This window comes from Bradyrhizobium sp. (assembly GCF_049512235.1).
Lineage (GTDB): Bacteria > Pseudomonadota > Alphaproteobacteria > Rhizobiales > Xanthobacteraceae > Bradyrhizobium.
Genome location: NZ_JBEKXH010000589.1, coordinates 1 through 3,605, shown reverse-complemented (window position 1 = coordinate 3,605; position 3,605 = coordinate 1). Strand labels below are relative to the sequence as shown.

The window sequence follows — 3,605 nt, the reverse complement described above, 5'->3', positions numbered from 1 at the left end:
ACCACGCCGGTGCCGTGGTCGATGAAGAAGCTCTCGCCAATTTCGGCGCCGGGATGAATGTCGATCCCGGTCTGCGCGTGGGCGAGTTCGGCGATGATCCGGGCCAGCAGCGGCGCCCCCAGCAGATACAGCCGATGGGCGAAGCGATGACGGATGATGGCCGCCACCCCGGGATAGCAGAACACCACCTCGTCCAGGCTCTTGGCCGCTGGGTCGCCGTCGAAGGCCGCGCGAATGTCGCTATCCAACAGCGCCCGGATTCGTGGCAAGTCCTGCGCGAAATCGTTCGCCACGTCGAGCGCCCTGCGCTCCAGCTCGCTCGGGCCGAGAGATTCGTCCGCGTCCAGCAGATGTAATTCGCGTCGAACCTGCTGCCGCAGTGCGCGCAAGGCGTGATCCAACGTGTCCGCCACGAACAGATCGACATCGTCGGCGGCTAGCCCCGGCGACCCGAAATGGCGCGGGAACAGCGCCGCCACAAGGCCGGCGACGATCCCGGCCACGGCCTCGCGCGACGGCAGTTCCGGCAGCGACCGGCCCGGATAACGTTGGGCTTGCGAATTCGCGCCGATCGCCGCCAACTCGGCGACGATGTCGTCCAGCTTCCAGGACCTGTCAGAACCGACGCTCGTGTCGCGCCAAGGGCTCACGCGGCGATCCCGAGCGCGTCGAACACTCCGTCGAACAGGATCGAACTCAGATAGCGTTCGCCCGAATCCGGCAGTATCACAACGATGGTCTTGCCAGCATGCTCGGGACGCTTGGCGAGCCGCACCGCCACGGCGACCGCGGCGCCGCTTGAAATGCCCGACAGGATTCCTTCTTCGTTGGCAAGGCGCCGCGCGTAGAGCACCGCCTCCTCGTTGGTGGTCTGCTCGATTGCATCGACGAGCGAGAGATCGAGCACGTCGGGCACGAAGCCAGCGCCGATGCCCTGAATCTTGTGCGGACCCGGCTTCAGCGGCTCGCCCGCTCGCCTCTGGCTCAGCACCGGACTCGCCGTCGGCTCGACCGCGACCGACAGGATGTTCTTGCCGCGGGTCTTCTTGATATAGCGCGACACTCCTGTGATGGTCCCTCCAGTGCCGACACCGGACACAAAGATATCGACAGCGCCATCGGTATCGTTCCAGATTTCCGGACCCGTCGTCTGCTCGTGGATCGCCGGATTGGCGAGATTCTTGAACTGCTGCAGCAGTACATAGCGATCGGGTGCGGCAGCGGCGATCTCTTCCGCCTTGGCAACCGCGCCGCCCATGCCCTTCGCACCCTCGGTCAGAACCAGCTTCGCGCCGAACGCGATCAGGAGTTTGCGCCGTTCAAGGCTCATGGTCTCGGGCATCGTCAACGTCAACGGGATGCCGCGCGCCGCGGCGACGAACGCCAGCGCGATCCCGGTATTGCCACTGGTGGGCTCGACGATCTCCTTGCCGGGGCCAAGCAAACCGCGCTTCTCGGCATCCAGGATCATCGCCGCGCCGATCCGGCATTTGACGGAATAGGCGGGGTTGCGGCCCTCGATCTTGGCGAGCACCGTGGCTGGCGCGCCTTCGGTCAATCGATTGAGGCGGATCAGCGGCGTTCCGCCGATCGATTGCGCGTTGTCTTCGAACCATTTTGCCATCGTGATGCTCCTGTTGCTGGTCGCGGCCCCGAGCGACATGACCCTGCCGGGCGAACTTCACTTCGCGGGGCGAGATCGCACATGGTCACGATCTCCTGTGTCATCACACCCGGATCGGTAATTGCAATATCACCCGGAACCAGTACCAAGACACCGCGAACGAATCGCAATAGTCACTTTGGAATAATTTGTGCGCCAGTCCGCCATTGACAAAGTCTCCATTCTTCACGGGCGGCATTGTGCAAAACATTTTTCCGGCACACGAAGGCGCAACTACCATGCCGGCAGCACCGCGCCCTTGAACTTGGCGAGCACGAAATCGCGGACCTCCGGGGTGTGATAGCTCTCCACCAAAATCTTCACCCAGGGCTTGTCCTTGTCGACGGTCCGCACCGCGATCAGGTTGACATAGGGCCCCTTGGGAGCTTCGCGAAGGATCGAATCCTTGACCGGGTCGAGGCCCGCCTGGGTGGCATAGTTGGTGTTGACAGCGGCCGCATCGACATCATCGAGGGTCCGCGCCGTCTGGGCCGCGTCCACCTCGACGATCTTCAATTTCTTCGGGTTGTCGGTGATGTCGGCCACCGTGGGCTTAAACCCGACGCCTTCCTTCAGCTTGAGGACTCCCTTGTCCTGCAACAGCAGGAGTACGCGGCCGCCATTAGTCGGATCGTTGGGAATTGACAGCGTCCCGCCCGCCGGGACCGCGTCCCAACTCCTGTACTTCCTGGAATAGACGCCGATCGGGAAGTTCACCGTGAGACCGGCCGGTTCGATCTTGTATCCGCGATCGGCCTTCTGGTTGTCGAGATAGGGCTGATTTTGAAACGAGTTCGCCTGGATGTCGCCGGCGTCGAGCGCGGCATTGGGCACCACATAGTCGGTGAATTCGACGATCTGGATGTCGAGCCCCTGCTTCGCCGCGATCGGCTTGACAGCCTCAAGAATCTGCGCGTGCGGTCCCGCCGTGACGCCGACCTTGATGGTTTCGGCGCTCACCGGGAGCGCCATCGCGGCAGCGGCAATTACCGACAGAGAAATCATGCGCAAGGACATCTTCGCCTTCCTTTCCATCGAGCCGAATCGACGCCGCTCACGACTTTCGCGAGCGCTTGTCAAATCGACTAGCGAGCAATTCACCAATGGTCTGCACGCCCTGAACGAGCACGATGAGCACGATCACGACGATCGCCATGACATCCGGCATGAAGCGCTGGTAGCCATAGCGGATACCGAGATCGCCGAGACCGCCGCCGCCCACCGCGCCGACCATCGCGGAATAGCCGAGCAGGCTGACAACCGTCAGCGTCAGCGCCAGCGTCACCGACGGCAACGCCTCGGGCAGCAGCACTTTCTGCACGATCTGTAGCGGACTGGCGCCGAACGCCCGCGCCGCCTCCACCAGGCCCTGATCGACTTCCCGGATCGCCGCCTCGACGACGCGCGCGATGAAGGGGGTCGCTGCGATCGCCAGCGGCACCACGGCGGCGCGGGTTCCGATTGAGGTACCGACGATCAGCCGCGTCAGCGGGACGATCGCCACCACCAGGATGATGAACGGCGTCGAGCGCGTCGCATTGACGACAAGACCCAGAATACGGTTGACAGTCGGCGCCGGAAATAGCTCCCCCGCCCGGCTGGTGGCAAGGAAAATGCCGAGCGGCAGTCCGAAAAGCGTTCCGAAGGCACCCGACAAAGCCACCATGGTGAGTGTATCAAGCGTCGACCATGCGATCAGTTGCAGTATTTCAGGCGACATAGCCGAGGTGCTCCACGGTGTTCTGGCCGGCCTTGAAATCCTCGATGTTTCTCGTGAGCAGAGCGGGCTCGGCTGCGACGGATACGATCAGCGTCCCAAACGGCCGTTCGGCGATGGTTTCGATCTGGCCATGCAGAATATTGAAGTCGACGCCATAGCTGCGCGAGATCCGGGACAGCACCGGATGGTCGGCGGCGCCGCCGGTAAAGGCGATGCGCAGAA

General features: G+C 63.2%; 5 protein-coding genes. All 5 read right to left on the bottom strand.

The window, feature by feature from the left end:
- Positions 1-650 (bottom strand): serine O-acetyltransferase (locus ABSG20_RS32285; protein WP_423868503.1); only part of this gene is annotated, 650 nt, incomplete at its 3' end.
- Positions 647-1,624 carry a cysteine synthase A gene (cysK, locus tag ABSG20_RS32280; protein ID WP_423868502.1) on the bottom strand — a complete coding sequence of 326 codons (978 nt, stop codon included), beginning with the start codon at positions 1,622-1,624 and terminating at the stop codon, positions 647-649. The genes cysK and ABSG20_RS32285, both read right to left, overlap by 4 nt.
- Positions 1,625-1,897: 273 nt before the next feature.
- Positions 1,898-2,680: a MetQ/NlpA family ABC transporter substrate-binding protein gene (locus ABSG20_RS32275; RefSeq protein ID WP_423868501.1), complete on the bottom strand. Its 783-nt coding sequence runs from the start codon at positions 2,678-2,680 to the stop codon at positions 1,898-1,900.
- Positions 2,681-2,717: 37 nt separating this feature from the next.
- The gene (locus tag ABSG20_RS32270) at positions 2,718-3,383 is read right to left on the bottom strand and encodes a methionine ABC transporter permease (RefSeq protein WP_423868500.1); all 666 of its coding nucleotides are present in this window, start codon (positions 3,381-3,383) and stop codon (positions 2,718-2,720) included.
- Positions 3,373-3,605 (bottom strand): NIL domain-containing protein (locus ABSG20_RS32265; RefSeq protein WP_423868499.1); only part of this gene is annotated, 233 nt, incomplete at its 5' end. The genes ABSG20_RS32270 and ABSG20_RS32265, both read right to left, overlap by 11 nt.

Excerpts from the sequence above, each read along its gene's own strand:
- cysK (WP_423868502.1), bottom strand. The coding sequence starts at position 1,624 with ATGGCAAAATGGTTCGAAGACAACGCGCAATCGATCGGCGGAACGCCG.
- ABSG20_RS32275 (WP_423868501.1), bottom strand. The coding sequence starts at position 2,680 with ATGTCCTTGCGCATGATTTCTCTGTCGGTAATTGCCGCTGCCGCGATG.
- ABSG20_RS32270 (WP_423868500.1), bottom strand. The coding sequence starts at position 3,383 with ATGTCGCCTGAAATACTGCAACTGATCGCATGGTCGACGCTTGATACA.